Origin of the sequence: Halomonas sp. H2, from assembly GCF_050215315.1 — a bacterium.
Taxonomy (GTDB): Bacteria; Pseudomonadota; Gammaproteobacteria; order Pseudomonadales; family Halomonadaceae; genus Vreelandella.
The window spans coordinates 1062561-1080568 of the sequence record NZ_CP189760.1; the positions used below are offsets into that span (position 1 = coordinate 1062561).

Annotated in this window: 14 protein-coding genes; 10 read left to right on the top strand and 4 right to left on the bottom strand. The window is 55.9% G+C overall.

Translation table 11 applies throughout. The features are described 5' to 3' along the window. Positions 1-4 precede the first annotated feature (4 nt). The 5 genes from ACQE2I_RS04820 to ACQE2I_RS04840 all read left to right on the top strand — a co-directional run bounded on the left by ACQE2I_RS04820 (position 5) and on the right by ACQE2I_RS04840 (position 5570). On the top strand, positions 5-625 hold the full coding sequence (locus ACQE2I_RS04820) for a nucleoside/nucleotide kinase family protein (protein WP_427031383.1): 621 nt from the start codon (positions 5-7) through the stop codon (positions 623-625). A gap of 87 nt (positions 626-712) precedes the next feature. After that, on the top strand, positions 713-2200 hold the full coding sequence (locus ACQE2I_RS04825; protein ID WP_427030336.1) for a mannitol dehydrogenase family protein: 1488 nt from the start codon (positions 713-715) through the stop codon (positions 2198-2200). Beyond that, positions 2200-3690, top strand: coding sequence for a xylulokinase (xylB, locus tag ACQE2I_RS04830; protein ID WP_427030337.1), 1491 nt, complete (start codon positions 2200-2202; stop codon positions 3688-3690). Before ACQE2I_RS04825 ends, xylB begins: the two co-directional genes overlap by 1 nt. A 34-nt stretch (positions 3691-3724) precedes the next feature. Then, positions 3725-4678: a transaldolase gene (tal, locus tag ACQE2I_RS04835; protein ID WP_035577517.1), complete on the top strand. Its 954-nt coding sequence runs from the start codon at positions 3725-3727 to the stop codon at positions 4676-4678. A gap of 49 nt (positions 4679-4727) precedes the next feature. Further along, positions 4728-5570, top strand: coding sequence for a fructosamine kinase family protein (locus tag ACQE2I_RS04840; RefSeq protein ID WP_427030338.1), 843 nt, complete (start codon positions 4728-4730; stop codon positions 5568-5570). Between the two features lie 18 nt (positions 5571-5588). Here ACQE2I_RS04840 and cynS read toward each other — a convergent pair whose 3' ends face one another. Further along, on the bottom strand, positions 5589-6029 hold the full coding sequence (cynS, locus tag ACQE2I_RS04845) for a cyanase (protein WP_035577522.1): 441 nt from the start codon (positions 6027-6029) through the stop codon (positions 5589-5591). A gap of 59 nt (positions 6030-6088) precedes the next feature. After that, positions 6089-6901 carry a formate/nitrite transporter family protein gene (locus ACQE2I_RS04850; RefSeq protein ID WP_035577524.1) on the bottom strand — a complete coding sequence of 271 codons (813 nt, stop codon included), beginning with the start codon at positions 6899-6901 and terminating at the stop codon, positions 6089-6091. Positions 6902-7266: 365 nt separating this feature from the next. Here ACQE2I_RS04850 and ACQE2I_RS04855 point away from each other — a divergent pair, with 365 nt between their 5' ends. The 5 genes from ACQE2I_RS04855 (at position 7267) to ACQE2I_RS04875 (ending at position 16317) form a co-directional block, all read left to right on the top strand. After that, positions 7267-9198 carry a sigma 54-interacting transcriptional regulator gene (locus ACQE2I_RS04855; RefSeq protein WP_035577527.1) on the top strand — a complete coding sequence of 644 codons (1932 nt, stop codon included), beginning with the start codon at positions 7267-7269 and terminating at the stop codon, positions 9196-9198. 228 nt (positions 9199-9426) lie between these two features. Continuing rightward, complete coding sequence (locus ACQE2I_RS04860; protein ID WP_035577530.1) at positions 9427-10890, top strand: TolC family outer membrane protein; 1464 nt, start codon at positions 9427-9429, stop codon at positions 10888-10890. Between the two features lie 77 nt (positions 10891-10967). Beyond that, entirely contained in the window at positions 10968-12239 is a 1272-nt protein-coding gene (locus ACQE2I_RS04865; RefSeq protein ID WP_035577533.1) for an efflux RND transporter periplasmic adaptor subunit, read from the top strand. Continuing rightward, positions 12239-15427, top strand: coding sequence for an efflux RND transporter permease subunit (locus tag ACQE2I_RS04870; RefSeq protein ID WP_427030339.1), 3189 nt, complete (start codon positions 12239-12241; stop codon positions 15425-15427). Before ACQE2I_RS04865 ends, ACQE2I_RS04870 begins: the two co-directional genes overlap by 1 nt. Positions 15428-15630: 203 nt before the next feature. Then, the gene (locus tag ACQE2I_RS04875; protein ID WP_427030340.1) at positions 15631-16317 is read left to right on the top strand and encodes a hypothetical protein; all 687 of its coding nucleotides are present in this window, start codon (positions 15631-15633) and stop codon (positions 16315-16317) included. A 55-nt stretch (positions 16318-16372) separates the two neighbouring features. Here ACQE2I_RS04875 and ACQE2I_RS04880 read toward each other — a convergent pair whose 3' ends face one another. Then, the gene (locus ACQE2I_RS04880) at positions 16373-17305 is read right to left on the bottom strand and encodes an alpha/beta fold hydrolase (RefSeq protein WP_427030341.1); all 933 of its coding nucleotides are present in this window, start codon (positions 17303-17305) and stop codon (positions 16373-16375) included. Between the two features lie 77 nt (positions 17306-17382). After that, complete coding sequence (locus ACQE2I_RS04885) at positions 17383-17994, bottom strand: TetR family transcriptional regulator (RefSeq protein ID WP_035577543.1); 612 nt, start codon at positions 17992-17994, stop codon at positions 17383-17385. Positions 17995-18008 lie beyond the last annotated feature (14 nt).

The following is an 18008-nucleotide window of genomic DNA, read 5'->3' on the forward strand; positions in this document are numbered from 1 at the left end:
GGCCATGACCCCTGATCTTGATACGTTAGCCCATCAGATTATTCGCGCCGCCGAAGGCGCCTCACGCTATCTGGTAGCGCTGGCAGGGCCGCCGGGGGCGGGGAAATCCTATCGCAGCGCCCAGCTCTGTGATGCCATTAATCAGCACCTACCAGGCCAGGCTGGGCTAGTGCCCATGGATGGCTACCACTTCGATAACGCTGTGTTGGGCGAGCAACAGGTGCCGGTAAAAGGCGCGCCCCATACCTTCGATGTAGAGGGTTTGCGCTGTGACCTCGAACGCATCCGCCAAGGGGGTCATCCGGTAGCTGTACCGGTTTTTGACCGCCCACTGGATCTAGCCCGTGCCGGTGGACGACTGATCACCCTTGAACAGCGCATCGTCATTGTCGAGGGCAACTACCTGCTGCTTGACCGTTCCCCCTGGCGCGAACTGCGCCCGCTGTTTGATTGGACGCTATTTCTAGACGTCGATGACGTCGTGCTGGTTGAGCGGCTGATCAATCGCTGGCTTGAGATGGGCGAGGATCGCACCGGTGCGCTGGAACGCACCCACCACAAAGACATGCTTAACGCTCAATTAGTGAAGAGTTGCTGTTTACCGCCTGACCAGCGCTGGCGCTAGTACTGTGTGTTAGCCCATTGATAGCGCCGCTTGTTACCTGCCTTTATTCACCCCATCGCGCCAAGAAGGCCTTGGCTGGAGAGTCCCATGACCCGTCTTAATAATCACAACCTGGGCAAGCTAACCGACGATGTTGCCAAACCTCAGTATGACCGCCAAACGCTCACCCCCGGCATCGTGCATATCGGGGTAGGCGGCTTTCACCGAGCCCACCAAGCGATGTATCTGGATGCCTTGATGAACCAGGGCGAAGCGCTGGATTGGGGCATTGTTGGTGTGGGCGTGATGCCCGGCGACAAACGCATGCAGCAGGCACTGGCAGCGCAGGACTATCTCTACACGTTGGTGGTCAAACATCCAGACGGCCAGTATGAGCCCAGGGTGATCGGTAGCATGCTGAATTATCTGTTTGCGCCTGAAGAAACAGAGGCCGTGATCGAGCAGATGGCCGATCCGGCGATTCGCATTGTGTCGCTAACGGTAACCGAAGGTGGCTATAACTTTCACCCGGTGAACGGTGAATTCGATCTCGACAACCCTCAAGTGCGCGCCGATCTTGCCAATCCTACCCAGCCCACCACCAGCTTCGGGCTGGTGGTGGAAGCGCTCGCTCGCCGTCGCGCCCGGGGCATCGCACCGTTCACCGTAATGTCCTGTGATAATATTCAAGGTAATGGTGACGTGGCCAAACGCATGTTCGGCGCCTATGCCCAGGCGCGGGATGCGGAGCTAGGCGCCTGGCTGGAAGCAGAGGTGGCCTTCCCCAACGCTATGGTGGATCGTATTACCCCGGTAACGTCGACCACGGATATTGATGATCTGACCCAGCGCTTTGGCGTTGAAGATGCCTGGCCGGTGGTCTGTGAGCCCTTCACCCAGTGGGTATTGGAGGATCACTTTCCCCTTGGCCGCCCGGCGTTTGATAAAGTGGGTGTCCAAGTCGTCGAGGATGTGGAACCCTACGAACTGATGAAGCTGCGTCTGCTCAACGCCAGCCACCAGGCGTTGACCTATTTTGGCTATCTGGCCGGTTATCGCTATGCCCATGAGGTGTGCCAAGATCCGCTATTCGTTGATTTTTTACTGGGTTATATGCGCGAAGAGGGCACGCCGACCTTGGCTCCAGTGCCGGGGGTTGATTTGGAAACCTACCGCTTAACGCTGATTGAGCGCTTCGCCAACCCGCAAATCAAAGATACCTTGGCACGCCTCTGCGCCGAGAGCTCTGACCGCATTCCTAAGTGGCTAGTGCCGGTGATTCGGCAGCAGTTGGCGCAAGGTGGCGAGATAGAGCGCAGCGCCGCTGTGGTGGCCAGCTGGGCACGCTATGCTGAAGGGGTAGATGAGCAGGGCGAGCCGATTGACATCGTTGACCGCTTGAAGGCCCCGCTGATGATGATTGCCGCTGAGAACCGCGCTCGACCCACGGCCTTTATCGAAAATCGCGAGCTGTTTGGCGACTTAATCGACAGCACTCGTTTTGTAGAAGCCTATTTAGCTGCTCTAAGTTCACTGCACGAACGCGGCGCACGCGCTACGCTAGAGGGTCTGGCGTCGTCCAAAGGAACATTGTGATGTATATCGGGGTAGATTGCGGTACCCAGAGTACCAAGGTAGTGGTGGTAGACGTTGAGCAGGGCAAAATTCTTGCGGAAGCAAGCCGTGCTCATCACCTGGATGAAGGCGAGAATGGCCGTCGCGAGCAGGCGCCTGCTGAATGGCTGGCGGCCTTGAAAGCGGCGTTTTTTGCCGCACTCGACAAAGCCGGAGTCCCGGCTAGCCAAGTGCGGGGTATCGGCGTTTCCGGCCAGCAGCACGGTATGGTGGCTCTCGATGCAGAGGGCGTGCCGGTCTACCCTGCCAAGCTTTGGTGCGACACCGAAACCAGTGCCCATAACACCGCTTTAGTCGCCCGCTTGGGCGGCGAAGCGGGCTGCCTGGAGAAGCTGGGGCTGGTACTGCAAACCGGCTATACCGCCTCCAAAGTCGCCTGGCTGCGCGAGCAGCAGCCGGACGCCTATCAGCGTATCGAGAGCCTGCTACTGCCTCACGACTACCTCAATTTCTGGCTCACCGGTGAACGCGTCACCGAAGCGGGCGACGCTTCAGGCACCGGCTACTTCGATACCCGCAAGCGCTGCTGGCAGCTAGACGTATTTGCTGAAATTGCCCCTGAATTAGACCCCACTCGGGTTCTTCCCCGGGTGCTGGAAGCCCATGAGCCAGTAGGCATCGTGCGTTCAGCCGTGGCCCGCGAGTTGGGGCTGACTGATCAGGTGGTTGTCTCCTCCGGCGGCGGCGACAATATGCTCGGCGCTATTGGCACCGGCAATATTACCCCAGGGCTGATCACGCTGAGTTTGGGCACCTCCGGCACCGTTTGCGCCTACTCAGCGACCCCCGTGGAGTGCGATAGCGCCATGGTCGCCAACTTCTGCTCCAGCACCGGCGGCTGGCTGCCGCTGATTTGCACCATGAATGTCACTTCCGCCACAACTCGGGTGCGCGAGCTGTTTGGTTTGGACTTGGCGGCCTTTAGCGAGAAAGTGGCCAACGCGCCAATCGGCGCCGAGGGCGTTACCGTACTGCCATTTTTCAACGGCGAACGGGTGCCTATGCTGCCGGATGCCTCAGCGGACTTCTTGGGTCTGACCAGTCTTAATACCACCCAGGCTAATATGTGCCGGGCGGTGGTGGAGGGGGCCACTTTCGGGCTACGCTACGGGCTGGAATTGCTGGGTGATTTAACCGCCGGGGCCAGCCAGATTCGCCTGATCGGTGGCGGCGCTAACAGCCCCGTATGGCGGCAGATGGTCGCGGATATTATCGACACCCAGGTGATTTGCCCCGAGATTACCGACGCGGCCGCCCTGGGCGCGGCGATACAGGCGGCCTGGTGCGACCAGCGTTCAGAGGGGGTCACCCTGGAAGCGCTGTGCGAAAAATTAGTCCATCTGGATACGCAGTCGCTGGCCGACCCCCATCCAGAACGGGTGGCCGCCTACCAACCGATTTATGCGCGTTATTGCGCAGCACTTGAACAACGCCATGGCGGCGTGAAGTGATTATTAAGAATTAGACGGATATTAAGGAGATGTTATGACCAGTCAGCTGCAGCAGTTAAAGCAACATTCGCTTGTCGTCGCCGACACCGGTGATCTGGACGCTATTCGTCGGTATCAGCCTCAGGATGCCACCACCAATCCCTCGTTGCTGCTTAAGGCGTTTAGCCTGTCCGGTTACCAAGCGCTGATTGACGAAGAACTCAGCAGTGTAAAAGCCTCCGGCGGCAGCCGTGAAGAGCAGGTCAAATATGCCGTTGACCGCTTAGCGGTGGCCATGGGCAGCGAGATTTCTGCCGTTGTTCCGGGGCGTGTTTCCACCGAAGTGGCTGCGCGGTTGTCGTTTGATACCCAGGCCAGCATAGCCAAGGCCCACGAGTTAATCGAGCTGTATGATGCCCGCGGGGTGTCTCGTGACCGCGTGTTGATCAAGCTGGCCTCTACCTGGGAAGGCATTCGTGCCGCCGAGGTGCTTGAGCGTGAGGGTATTCAGTGCAACCTGACGCTGCTGTTCAGCGAAGCCCAGGCCCAGGCCTGCTTTGATGCTGGAGTGTTTCTGATCTCGCCCTTCGTGGGGCGCGTGACCGATTGGTACAAAAAAGCGACCGGCAACGACTACACGCCAGAAAACGACCCGGGCGTTCAGTTTGTTCAAGGCGTTTGCCAGCGTGCCAACCAAGGTGGCTACGACACCGTGGTAATGGGCGCGAGCTTCCGCACTACCGGCCAAGTACTGGCCTTGGCTGGCTGCCCACGGCTGACGATTTCGCCGGCGTTGCTGGAGGAGCTGGAAGCAACAGAAGGCAGCGTCAATGCGCAGATTCAATCTGGCGAAGGTCGCGGCAAACCGACTGAACCGTTAAGTGAATCGGCCTTCCGCTGGGGCCACAATCAAGACGCCATGGCTAATGACAAGCTGGCCGAAGGCATCCGCCGCTTCCACGATGATCAGCTTGAGCTAGAGAGCCTGATCGATAAACGGCTAGGCTAAGCCTTAAGTCAGTCGATCGAGCTAAATTTGAGCAACGTGGGAGAGTGACATGGATGCCACCCTAAGCCAGCTGTTAGAGTCCATCGCGTTAACCCCTACTGGAGACTTGCAGTCGCTAAGTGGGGGGGATATCGCTGCCGTATACCGCCTGGAGACGCGCCAGGGGCAGGTGGTGATTAAACACGACGACGCGACACAACTGCGCGGTGAAGCCGAAGGGCTACGTGCCCTGCGCAGCGCCTCTGCGCAGTTGGTGGTGCCTGAAGTGTTAGGTTTGTCAGCGGGCTGGCTAGTCATTGAGTCGCTGGATACCGTGCCAGGTGGGCCGCAGAGCGAAGCCGCGCTAGGTGAAGGGCTGCGCGGGCTGCACGGTGTGATTGGCGACGCCCACGGCTGGCATCAGGATAATGCCTGTGGGCGCACGCCCCAGCCTAATGCAGCGCTTAGTGACGGGCGGGCCTTCCAGCGCGAGCGGCGTTTATTACCCCTGTGTGAGGCGTGTCACCAGCGTGGGCTATTGGACGGCGAGTTGCGGAGGCGTATCGAGCGTTTGGCTCACGATTTGGAGAGTTGGCTGCCGGATGCGCCGCCCAGCTTGCTCCATGGTGACCTATGGTCGGGGAATGTGCTCTTCACGACAAAGGGGCCCGCGGTTATCGACCCCGCGGTGTACCGTCACTACCCGGAAGTAGATTTGGCAATGCTAACGCTATTTGGCTCGCCGGGGGAGGCGTTTTTTGATGCTTACTGGAATGGCGACGCCCCGACCGATTGGCCGAGGCGTGAAGCGCTGTTTCAGCTTTACCCGCTGCTGAATCACCTGCTGCTGTTCGGTGCCGGTTATCGTTCGGCGGTTGAGCGCAGCGTGGCGAGGCTCGAGTCTTTCGCCTGACTTGCCAGGACTTACGTTTTACCAAGATTTATAGGGCAAAAACTTACCATTCAAAGTTAATAGTACCCGGTCACCTTTGGGGTCTTCGATTTTGTCGACTTCCATGGTGAAGTCGATGGCGCTCATAATGCCGTCGCCAAATTTCTCCTGCACCACGTCTTTCAGGGTCTCCCCGTAAACGCCAACGACTTCATACAGGCGGTAGATGAAGGGGTCTTGGGGGATCGCTTCGTCCCAGGCTTTGGTGGGGAAAGCCACTAAAGCTTCGGCGACATCGCTGTCCACGCCGAGGGAGTCACAAAGCTTATCGGCAATCGCTTGGCTGGCGCTGTTCATGCCGTAACAGGCGGAAGCGACCCACACCGGCGACATACCCACCGCGTTGCCAATATCGTCCCAGCTCATCTTTTTACGCGCTTTGGCGGCGAGCAGAGTGTGACGCATTTCGAGCTTATCCATGATGGTTCTCCTTTGGAGTGGAGGGCGTTTGAGGCCCTTTTTTGGCTAATAGGCAGTAATCAAGAAAAGACTTTTTTGGCTTGAGTGCGGACGTGGGTGGTGTAGAGCACCAAACCAACCAGTGTCAGACCGCCAACCAGGTTACCCAGCACCGTGGGGATCTCGTTCCACATAATGTATTGATACAGGGTGAAGTCAGCGCCCATCATGAGGCCAATCGGGAACAAGAACATGTTGACCACGGAGTGCTCAAAACCGAGATAGAAGAAGACAATAATCGGCATCCACATGGCCATGATTTTGCCAGAAACCGTTGTGGAGATAGCAGCACCTACCACGCCCATTGAGACCATCCAGTTGCAGAACATGCCTCTCATGAAGAGCACAATCCAACCGGCAAGTCCCGCGTCCTGGTAACCCACCGTGCGACTTTCACCCACAGTCATCATCGTTTGGCCGACAGCGTTGATCTCCTCGGTTCCGCCCATAGTGAAATTCAGGTAGCCAAAGGTGGCGATAAACAGGGCGCCCCCAAGATTGCCGAGCCCCACCAGCGCCCAGCACTTGAGCATTCGAGGTAGTGTGACGCCAGGCCGCTTGTCGAGCCATGCAAGGGGCACCAGCGTGAAAACACCTGTGAGCAGGTCATAACCCATCAGATAAAGCATCACAAAGCCGACAGGAAAAAGCAGCGCCCCGATCAAAAAGTTGCCTGTTTGTGTCGCTATAGTAATGGCAAAAATAACTGCCAACGCTAGGGTCGCCCCTGCCATAAAGGAACGGATAAGCGTATCCCGGGTGCCCATATAGACTTTTGACTCACCCTGATCCACCAACTTGGTGACAAATTCACTGGGCATTAAATAAGACATAAGTATGTCTCCTGTGTCATTTCGGTTAATTAACACCTAACCCAAAAGTTTTAGTGTTTCCTGGTAGGAGCAATAAAATAGAAGCAATAAAACCGATGGCTGCGCCGTCCTGGTGCAAAAGAGATTAGGCGTGTGGCGCTATCGCACTATCCTCACTACCGTTGCTATTTGTGTGCCAACTCGCGCGTATTTTTTATAAATATCTGTTTTTAATATATTTATTTTTTATTTCACGAGTCTTTTTGGAGCGTTTTGTGTGTTACGAAAAATCGTAATTCACGATATTCCGTTGTTTTATTGACGAAATGTCGTGAATGGCGCGGGAATTGAATGGTTAAGGGACAACTAACTCGAGCCTAACGCCAATGGATGAGCCAGCAAGCCTTCACACCGCCGCACTAATGGGCCGCATCTCCCCCCTTGCGATGCTCGTGGTCGACCCTTTTGCCGACCAACTACTCGACGCAAACCCTGCCGCCTGCGAGATGCTCAATATTGATGAAGCACTACCGCTGAGGGCTCCCTTTAGCCATCGCTTGAGCGCTTCACTGCCGCTATGGGTGAACTTCACCGGTGAGGCGTTGGCACAGAAAGCGGCCTGGTCAGATGACTTGGTGATGCTCGACATGCTGCGCCAGCCGTATCGGGTCGAGGTATATGCTCAACATATTGAAGACTCTTCGCAGCTTTTATTGACGTTGATTGATCGCAATAAAGCCGAACAGCGGCGGGCAAAAGCGGAGCTAGGCCGCCAGCACCGCCAGGGGGAGGTGGGCTGGCAGCGGGTCGAGCAGGTGTTTGAGCGGATTGAGAAGCAGAACCAGCTTATTCTTGGCGCAGCGGGGGAGGGCATTTACGGCCTGGATGCCGAAGGCAAAACCACCTTTGTGAATCCTGCTGCCGAGCGCATTTTAGGCTGGAGCACCGAGGATATGGTGGGCCACGACGCTCACTTGATGTTCCATCACACCCACGCCGATGGCAGCCACTTTCCGGTACAGCAGTGCCCGATCCATGCCTCGTTTAGCGACGGCCAAGTACATCACGTCGATAACGAAGTGTTCTGGCATAAAAATAGCGAAGCGATTCCGGTTGAATACACCAGTACGCCGATTTTCGAAATGGGCAGGTTGGTCGGGGCGGTGGTGCTGTTTCGCGATATTCGCGAGCGCAAGCGCGCTGAGCAGCAACTGCGCGATGCTCTTGCTGAAGTGGAGTCACTCAAGCAGCGTTTGGAATTGGAAAATGAGTACCTTCAAGAAGAGATAAAAGCGGAGCTTAACCACCGTGATATTGTCGGCAACAGCCCGGCGGTGGCAAAGTTAATCCAGCAGATTGAACTGGTCGCTCCCACCAGCGCCAACGTGCTGATCAGCGGCGAGTCGGGCACCGGTAAAGAGCTGATTGCCCGCGCCATTCATGCTGGCAGTACGCGTAGCGACCGGCCGCTGATCCGGGTGAACTGTGCGGCTATTCCACGGGACTTATTTGAAAGCGAGTTTTTTGGCCATGTTAAAGGTGCGTTTACCGGTGCTGTTCAAGATCGCACCGGGCGCTTTGAACTGGCCCACGGTGGCACGCTGTTTTTGGATGAGGTTGGTGAAATACCTCTGGAGCTTCAGAGCAAGCTGCTGCGGGTGTTGCAGGATCAGCAGTTTGAGCGGGTGGGCGATAACCGTACTCGGAAGGTCGACGTTCGTGTGATCGCCGCCACTAACCGTGAGCTGCGCGAGATGATTGACGCGGGCCATTTTCGCGAAGATCTCTATTTCCGTCTCAATGTGTTTCCAATCGATTCGGTGCCGCTGCGTAAGCGAATTGAGGATGTGCCGCTGTTGGCGCGACACTTTTTACAGCGCGCCTGCCTGAAGTTTAATAAGCCAGGGGTGCGCATTCCCCCCGCCCAGCTGGAGATTCTTCAGCACTACCCCTGGCCAGGCAATATTCGTGAACTGGAGAACATTATTGAGCGCCAAGTTATCGTGACCCAGGATAGGCGCTTGATGTTTGATGACCTGCTGTTAGGGGACTCGCCGCGTTCAATAGGCTCTGCTAACCCGGTGCCTGCGCCGGTTCACGCCAGCGTGGAGCAAAGTGAAGCAACGCTGCTCACCGAGCATGCGTTGAGCCAGCGCCAGCGTGAAAGCACGATTGCCGCTCTGGAACAGGCGGGGGGAAAGGTCTCGGGGGCGGGGGGCGCGGCGGAGCTGCTTGGCATTAAGCCTACGACGTTGGCTTCTCGGCTAAATAAATGGGGCATCGACACTCGGCAATTTCGTAAAAGAGCGCCGCATTAATCGCCAAGCCATCATGCTTTGGACTAAGGTAAGCTGGAAGCGACTTGACAATAGGCTGTACACACATTTTTAGATTGTTCAAGGCTAGCATACATACATGAATGTAACTATAATGCTCATCTTTCTGAGTGGCACCGTACTTTGAGTGACACCGTGCTTTGATTGAATAAGTGCGCTGATTGATTGAGTGCGTTCGCCAACCTGACGCTGATACCTAGAGGCAATCCCATGCGACTGGCACACTGGGCAGTCAATGCCCCTTTACGACCCCTACTGTTAGCGGTATTTACCGCTTCTTTTGTATTGCCTGCTCAAGCTGCCGATCTCATCACGATTACCCGTGATGCGTTAGACAATAACGCTGAGCTTGCCTCGGCACGTTCCGAATATTTGGGCGTTGAAGCAGGTCGAGATGTTGCACGAGGTGGGCTGCTTCCCCAAATCAATGCGTCGGGCAGTGTGACGCATAACGAGCAGTATGAAAGTCAGGGTTCATCCCAAGCGGGAGCAGGTACTGGCGCAGGTAATGTGAGTGCCGGTGATGACCGTTACAACACGGTATCGCTCTCTCTTGAAGCCACCCAGGCGCTTTATAATGAAGTGACCCGCCGGGAAGTTACCCAGGCCGACCGACAGATCGACCAGCAGGTCTATTTGCTAGCGGCGACCGAACAGCAGCTGTTAATTGATGTGGCTAGCGCCTATTTCGACATTTTGCGTGCTTACGAGGTCCTAGAGGCGCGTCTTGCTCAAGAACGTGCCATCGGCCGTCAGCTTGAGCAAGCAGGCGAGCAGTTTGAGGTTGGTTTGATTGCGATTACTGAAGTCGAAGAGGCTCGCGCCACCTTTGATCAGTCACGTGCTGACCGGATTGCCGCTGAGAGCAATCTACAGGTGGCTTTTGAGGCACTAGAGCAGTTGACCGGGCAGCGCTATGCCAGCATCGAAGCGCTGGGTGACAGCATGCCGATTGCACTGCCTGAGCCCAGCAGCCGCGACTACTGGGTAGAGCAAGCCCTTGAGCTTAATCCGCAAGTATTGGCCCAACAGGCGGCCATTGAGGTTTCCCGTAGCGGCGTAGACATTGCCCGCGCGGGTCGTTTGCCGACTCTGCAAGCCTTTGGTAACTATCAATTTGGCGACAGCGATATTGATAATACCACCGGGAATGATTCTTCTAGCCAGGTGGGTATAAGCGCTAATTTACCGATTTACACCGGTGGTAGTACCAGCGCCAGCATTCGCCAGGGAACCTATCAACTGGAGAGTAGCCAGTACGATTTCGAGTCTCAGCGTCGCTCGTCGATCCAGCAGGTACGCTCGCTGTATACCCAAGTCAGTAACGACGTTGAAACCGTCGAGGCTCGGGAGCAGGCCATCGTTTCTAACCGAAGTGCGTTGGAAGCTACCCGCGCCGGTTACGAGGTCGGCACCCGGAATATTGTGGATGTTTTGAACGCTGAGCAGAATTTGTATAACGCCATCGCTAATTACGCCGAGGCTCGCTACGACTATGTGGTGAACCTGCTCTCGCTGCGCCAGCAGGCCGGACGCCTGGATGTAGACGCCATTGAGGAAGTCAATGCGTGGCTAACCGGCGATGAGGTGAACTTTACCTTGCCCGAAAGCGGCGGCAACGACCGCTATGAACCCGCGCTCAACATCGGTGCGCCGCCCCAGCCCGGCGCTTAATTGCTTGTCGATTGGGAGTGCTCCAGGTGCGCGCGTGCTATCGGTCACCTTAAAAAAGATATATGGGAATTCAACGTATGAAGAAGATGATTCACTCACGCCGAGCGAGTCTGGTGACGCTGGTAGCTGCGTTGGCACTTTCAGCCTGTGGTCAGGAGCAAGCCGAGGCGCCCCAGCAGGGTGGCGGTCAAGAAGCTCCGCCCCATAAGGTCGAAGTGGCTGAAATGGCGCGTCAGGATATACCGCTGGATAAGTCGTACCCCTCGCTGCTGCGCAGTGATGATGAGGTCACCTTGGTTGCCCGTGTAAATGGTTTTCTTGAGGAGCGCCACTTCGAACCCGGTCAGCTAGTCGAGGAGGGTGATCTCCTCTACACCATCGAGCCAGACCTTTACCAGGCAACGGTTAACCAGCGTGACGCGGATCTACAGAGCGCCCGTGCCGAGCTTTCCCGGGCCCAGCGTGATGCCCAGCGTTTTGAGCAGCTACTCAGCCAAAACTCGGTGAGCCGTCAACAGTATGACCAGGCGTTGGCAGACCAACGCGTCGCTCAGGCCAACGTAGCACAGGCAGAAGCGGCACTCTCCAGCGCTAACCTGGATCTAGGCTACTCCCAGGTGACTGCCCCCGTATCGGGCATGATTGGGTTGAGCCAAATTAACGTGGGCAATCTGGTTACCTCCGGTACAGAATTAGCGACGATCACCCCGCTGGATCCGCTGGAAGTGCGTTTCCAGCTGCCCCAGCGTGATGCTTTTGAACTGCGTCGCCAGTTGAGTGACAGCGGTGATACCTCGGATATTCGTGCGCGGTTGAGCATCCCTGGCGTCAGTGGCGGCAGCGATTCAGAACTGGAAGGGCATTTAGACTTCCTGGGTTCGCGGGTCGATAGCGGCACCAGCACCGTGCAAGCGTCAGCCACCTTTGAAAATCCCGACGCAAGCATACTGCCCGGTCAATTTGTTCGTGTGCGTATTGAGGGCCTGAAACGTTTTGATGTCATGGCAGTGCCAGAGATCGCGGTGACGCAAGGATTGATGGGCCCGCAAGTGTTTGTCCTGGATGAAGATAACAAAGCCCGCGAAAGAACTGTTTCATTGGGCGAAGTCGCTGGCCCTTGGCAGTTGATTCGTGAAGGCATTGAGCCAGGCGATCGTGTGATTGTCGGTGATCCGGCAGGTTTGGAGCCGGGTATGGCGATTGACCCCCAGCCGTTTAGTGGTGATGCGGAGGCGGTGGTCGAAGAGGCCGAGCAAGAAGAAGCGCAAGAGCAGGCAGAAGCGGCGCAAGAAATGGAAGAGGGGGCAGCCGATGGTCAGCCCGCTGAAGGGGAAGAGGGTGCGCAATAATGAACTTCTCTAACTTCTTCATCAGCCGCCCGATATTTGCCACAGTGCTGGCGATTATCGTGACGCTGGTGGGCGTGATGTCGATGCGCATTCTGCCTATTGAGCAGTACCCCAGCGTGGTGCCGCCCACGGTCTCGGTCCAGGCGCAGTTCCCCGGTGCGGATGCGGAAACCGTGGCGCAAACGGTGGCAGCCCCCATCGCAGAAGCCATTAACGGCGTTGAGGACATGCTTTACATGACCTCAAACAGCGCTGATAACGGCACCATGAGCCTGAGCGTAGCGTTTAATATCGGCACCGACGGCGATATTAATACCATTAACGTCAATAACCGTGTTCAGGGGGCGCTCTCTCAGCTACCTGAAGCGGTGCAGTCCCAAGGCGTCACCGTTGAGCTGCGCTCCGACTCTATTTTGATGTTTATAGCGTTGACCTCGCCGGATGGCGACTACGACAACATCTATATGCAGAACTACGCCACCCTGAACGTGCTTGACGAACTGCGTCAGGTACCGGGGGTGGGTAACGCCGAAGTGTTGGGTGGTGGCGAGTTCGCCATGCGAGTCTGGATGGATCCAGATAAGTTGGCCCAGTACGACCTGACGCCCAGTGAAGTGGCCAGCGCGATTAGGGCGCAAAACACTGAGATCCCGGCCGGTAGTCTAGCCTCAACGCCGCAAAGTGAGCCGCGCGCGTACACCTATACAATTACCGCAGGCGGTCGACTTAATGACGTCGACGATTTCCGTAATATTTATCTACGCACTAATAACGACGGCTCCTCATTGCGTTTGGAAGATGTAGCGCGGGTTGAGCTTGGGGCCTCTTTCTACGGCGTTGACGCACGTTTGAACGGCTCCACCATGACGCCGATTATTATTAACCAGCAGCCCGGTGCCAACGCGCTGGCAACGGCTGAGGGCGTGCGAGCCGCCATGGACGAGCTGGCTGGAAGGTTTCCGCCCGGACTTGAATATGTGGCACCTTACGATACTACGCTGTTTATAGATGCATCGGTTGAGACGGTTCTACATACCTTTATTGAAGCCTTTCTGATCGTTATCGTCATTCTGTTTATTTTCCTACAGAACTGGCGCTTCACCGTGATTGCCATGTCGGTGGTACCGGTCGCAGTAGTGGGTACCTTTGCGGGTTTCTATCTATTAGGCTTTTCGATAAACCTATTGACGCTGTTTGCCCTGGTGCTCTCGATAGGGATAGTGGTCGACGATGCCATATTGGTGGTAGAAAACGTCGAGCGCGTGCTGAGTGAAGAAGACGATATTAGCGTACGCGATGCCACCATCCGGGCGATGAAAGAAGTTGGCGGCCCGGTCATTGCAACTTCGCTGATTATGGCCGCAGTGTTTGTACCCGTGGCGTTTCTGGGCGGTTTTACCGGTCAAATTTACCAGCAGTTCGCGATCACTGTAGCCATCTCGGTCGCCATTTCGGCGCTAATGGCGTTGACCTTTACGCCCGCCCTGTCGGCAATTTTTATCAAGCATAAAATCGCGGGAGCAGGACAGTCCAAAGTTAAGCGTGCCTTGAACACGCCATTGCGCCTGTTTGACCGACTGTTTGCTGGCATTACCGCCGCCTATATGTGGGTAGTTAAAGGCTTGGTGCGTTTTTGGGTGTTGGCGCTAGCTCTTACGGTACTCACCGGGGTGGGCTCGTATTGGCTATACGCCAATACGCCTTCAACACTGGTACCCGAGACTGACCAGGGTATAGTGCTGGTAAGCGTATCGCTGCCCGATGCGGCGTCCCTTGACCGAACCCAGCGTTATATGGAAAAACTTAGTGCTGAGATTGAAGCAATTCCGGGTGTGGAATACTCTTCGGCTGTGGCGGGGTACGATATTCTTTCAAGTGCTGTGAACACAGCTCGGGGAATTATGTTCGTCAATATGCATCCTTGGGCGGAGCGTGATCTAACGGCCAGTGAACTCGTAGGTCAAATTATGGGGCTGGGTGCCAGTATTGATGGCGGCTCCGCGATGGCCTTTAACGTCCCACCCATTATGGGGCTTTCGACGACGGGCGGCTTTACTGGTTACTTGCAGTCCTTTGATGGTGCATCAACGCGGGAGCTTTATGAAGCGTCGCTGCAAATTATGCAGAAGGCTAATCAGCATCCTGCTTTGAACCAGGTGTTCACCACCTTTAACGTTAATGTGCCGTCGTACCGCGCGAACATTGATCAGCAGAAAGCGCTTAGTTATGGCGTGGCGCTGGAGAACATTAACTCGGCTCTCTCAAACACCTTCGGTAATGGCTTTGTGAACTATTTCAGCTATCAAAACCGTAACTTCCAGGTGTACCTACAAAACGAGGACGATTTCCGTAAAACGCCAGAAGACGTGAGCAGCGTTTATGTTCGCGGCGGTAATGGTGATCGTATTCCGCTTTCTGAGTTTGTTGAGCTTGAACGACAAACAGGGGCGTCAGTGGTATCGCGTTTTGGTGTATATGCGGGCGCTCAGTTCCAGGGGAATCCTGCACCTGGCTATAGCTCTGCCCAAGCCATTGAAGCCATGGATGAGGTCGTTCAAGAGACATTGGGCTCAAATTGGGGCATGGGTTGGACCGGCACTGCGTATCAGGAAGCCAATCTTGGCAATGCTGCAACCTTGGCGATTGTGTTCGGGCTGTTGATGGTGTTCCTGATTTTGGCGGCTCAGTATGAAAGCTGGTCGTTACCGCTGGCGGTACTGACGGCAACGCCCTTTGCTTTCCTCGGCGGTATTGGCGGGATAGTTCTACGTGGGCTGGATACCAGTGTGTATGTCCAGATAGGCATGCTGGTGGTGGTCGGGCTTGCGGCGAAGAACGCGATCCTAATTGTGGAATTTGCTGAGCTGCAGCGTAAGGAACAGGGGAAATCCATTCGTGAAGCGGCGATTACCGCAGCTGAACTGCGTTTCCGCCCCATTGTAATGACCTCCTTGGCGTTTATCTTCGGCACTTTGCCGTTGGCCTTAGCCACCGGTGCCAGCGATGTGAGTAGCCACCATATCGGCACCACAGTGGCGATGGGTATGTTCTCGGTGGCTACTTTGGGTAGTCTGTTTATTCCCAGCTTCTATGCCATGATTGCGACAGCCTCTGACTGGTTGGGCCGCAAGATGAAGGGGAAAAAGCATGACGCCAATCAGCCGGCGCTGGAGCACGACCAACATTAACGCTCAGCGTTGAGCAGTTAATATGAGCCCTTAGCGATTTGTACGGTGTGAAAGGGCGAGAGCAAGCGGGTGCCATCTTCGGATGGCACCCGTTTTTTTATTGCGATGATCGAGATCAAGGTAGTGCTGGCGCCCAAAAGCTAACATGAGCTAAGCTGGAAGTAACAATACATCGCCGGCTAAGTACCGGGGGAGGAGTCGCCATGAACCATTTAGTGCACGCTGCTACGCAATTTCCAACCATTGTCTTTACGGTTCTACTCGGGCTGTTAGCCCTTTACTGGCTATTAGTGATTATCCGCTTAGCCCCTCTAGAGTTGTTTGAACGCGATAGCCTCAAAGAAGATCACACGGCGAGCACGCTGGTGTCTTTAGGTTTCGCTGGGGTGCCCGCTACGCTTGCATTAACGATCATTCTGACCATTGCTGCGGCACTCACCCTAGCGATCGAGCTGCTGGTGTTGCGCTGGCTGCCGCTCGGCCTGATACGCATCCCGGTGGGGGTGGTGGTGCTCTGGGCCACGTTGGTCATTGCCTCACCCGTGGCGGCGATGCTCTGTCAGGCGTTGCATCGTGGGCTGCACCGTTACCGCCCCTTCACCCGGCGCTGCCTGCTAGGCCAAACGGTCGTAGTGACTGAGCGCCAAGGCGCGGGGGAGCAGGCGTTTGCAGTGATTGATGATGAGCCCAATAGCACGGTGAAGCTGCTTAGCAAAAGCGATGCCCTGCCTGTGCAGGGGGAGCGCCGGGTGCTGGTGAAGTACTTGCCTGAAGAAGGGGCTTACCGTAGCGTCTCTGAACAGGCGTATCTCGAAACGCGGATACGTTTGAACAGACTGCGGCTCAATCAGAAAAACCGCACTTCAGTCCATTACTCTGCCTCGCACTGATACGCCATTTTGCTGGAGATAGTGACCGGGAGGCACAAATTTTAAGCATTCCGGTCTACTTCCACCACCGACGCCACTTCTGCGCCAGCCATTGCACTGCAAGCTGCCAGCCAGTGGCGTTTTGCGTTTTATTACTTGGCGTTGGGCGAGGCGCGGGACGGTTTAAAAAGTGGCGAATGGGATCAACCTGTGCCGGTTTATCCAGCATGGGGGCGTGACCGCAGTTAGGCACGCTAAGCGTTACCAGCTTAGGCTGTGCCTCGGCCATCTTTGGTAGAGTTTCCGGGTCTAATAGCGTTGATTCTTCCCCGCGAATGACCATCACTGGGCAGCGAATATTCGCCCAGTCGGCCCACATGTCTCGGGGCGTATCATGCACAAACTGTTCACCGATGCGCGGATCGAAGTGGTACGTCCAACTGCCATCCGGCAACCGACGGGCACTGTTGAGTGCGAGCTCGCGGCGTGCCGCTTCAGCGGTAATACCGAAGCTGGCGTAGTGCTGGTTGAGCTCTTGCTGGAGTTCGCTAAAGGTAGAAAACCGGTGGGTAACGCCGAAATAACTGGAAAGACCAATCAGGCCCTGTGTGTTCAGTTCGGGGCCGACGTCATTAAGAATTAGCCGGGAAATACGCGCGCTATGCTGTGGGTCCGCGGCGATCAGCATGCCAAGCAGGCCTCCCATTGAGGTGCCCAGCCAATCAACGTAATCAAGTTCAAAGTGATCGAGCAGCGCGATCGCAACGGTTATGTAATGGCTATAAAGGTAGTCGTGGGCAGGGAATAGCGACCAGCTTGATAACCCGCGGCCTGGGGTGTCCGGGGCGATAATCCGCCATTCACTGCCGAGTTCCCGCGCCAGCGCGCTAAAGTCGCCACCGTGGCGAGCAAGGCCATGCCAGGCGATAAGGGTGCGGGGCGCGGTAGGGTTCCAAATACGTACGGCCACTTCTAATTCGCGTACGCGGATAAACGCTAAGGCATCCATAGTTGGCTCACACGGCTAAAACGATATGGCCAGTATTAGCATACTTGCTGCATTGCAGCGAGAGCTGGATGAGGTGTTTAGCGCTGCATCATACGGATAGAGGCATCGATTAGCTCTCCACCGCGTTCGCGAATCGAAAAAGCCTCGGGGTTACGTAGCCAGTCGTGAAATACTCCACCCATCATTGATTGCATCAAGCGTGCTGCTACTTGGGGGCTTAAATCTTCGCGCAGCAACGCCTGCTGCTTAGCAAGGATAAATACGTCGAGCATTTCTTCAAAGCACTCGTTGCCAATCTCTTCCTGCATTTCCAGCGGGTTGATATCACTGAAAAACTCACAGCGATGCAACAAAATCGACAGTACCCGTTGGTAAGACGGTTGCTCAATGCGCACCAAGCCAGCATGGCAGGCTAGGCGTATGGCTTCTAGCGGTGATAGTTCGGGGTCAGCTTTGTCGACCTCATCCATCAACGACTGAAACGGCATGCGCACCTTTTCAACCAGCGCCATGAAAAGATCGCCTTTATTCTTAAAATGCCAATAAACGGCGCCGCGGGTAAGGCCAGCATGGCGAGCAATTTGCTCTAGAGAGGTGCGCGCCACGCCTTTGGCAAAAAATACCTCTTCAGCAGCTTCAAGCAGCGCTTCGCGAGTAGCGGCGGCTTCAGCTTTGGTCTTTCTTGCCATGAAAGTGCAACCTC

Bases quoted from the DNA above. Each gene is read 5' to 3' on its own strand.
- ACQE2I_RS04850 (WP_035577524.1), bottom strand. From the start codon at position 6,901: ATGTCTTATTTAATGCCCAGTGAATTTGTCACCAAGTTGGTGGATCAG.
- ACQE2I_RS04825 (WP_427030336.1), top strand. From the start codon at position 713: ATGACCCGTCTTAATAATCACAACCTGGGCAAGCTAACCGACGATGTT.
- ACQE2I_RS04840 (WP_427030338.1), top strand. From the start codon at position 4,728: ATGGATGCCACCCTAAGCCAGCTGTTAGAGTCCATCGCGTTAACCCCT.
- ACQE2I_RS04880 (WP_427030341.1), bottom strand. From the start codon at position 17,305: ATGGATGCCTTAGCGTTTATCCGCGTACGCGAATTAGAAGTGGCCGTA.
- xylB (WP_427030337.1), top strand. From the start codon at position 2,200: ATGTATATCGGGGTAGATTGCGGTACCCAGAGTACCAAGGTAGTGGTG.
- ACQE2I_RS04865 (WP_035577533.1), top strand. From the start codon at position 10,968: ATGAAGAAGATGATTCACTCACGCCGAGCGAGTCTGGTGACGCTGGTA.
- ACQE2I_RS04875 (WP_427030340.1), top strand. From the start codon at position 15,631: ATGAACCATTTAGTGCACGCTGCTACGCAATTTCCAACCATTGTCTTT.
- ACQE2I_RS04860 (WP_035577530.1), top strand. From the start codon at position 9,427: ATGCGACTGGCACACTGGGCAGTCAATGCCCCTTTACGACCCCTACTG.
- cynS (WP_035577522.1), bottom strand. From the start codon at position 6,029: ATGGATAAGCTCGAAATGCGTCACACTCTGCTCGCCGCCAAAGCGCGT.
- ACQE2I_RS04885 (WP_035577543.1), bottom strand. From the start codon at position 17,994: ATGGCAAGAAAGACCAAAGCTGAAGCCGCCGCTACTCGCGAAGCGCTG.
- ACQE2I_RS04820 (WP_427031383.1), top strand. From the start codon at position 5: ATGACCCCTGATCTTGATACGTTAGCCCATCAGATTATTCGCGCCGCC.
- ACQE2I_RS04870 (WP_427030339.1), top strand. From the start codon at position 12,239: ATGAACTTCTCTAACTTCTTCATCAGCCGCCCGATATTTGCCACAGTG.
- ACQE2I_RS04855 (WP_035577527.1), top strand. From the start codon at position 7,267: ATGGATGAGCCAGCAAGCCTTCACACCGCCGCACTAATGGGCCGCATC.
- tal (WP_035577517.1), top strand. From the start codon at position 3,725: ATGACCAGTCAGCTGCAGCAGTTAAAGCAACATTCGCTTGTCGTCGCC.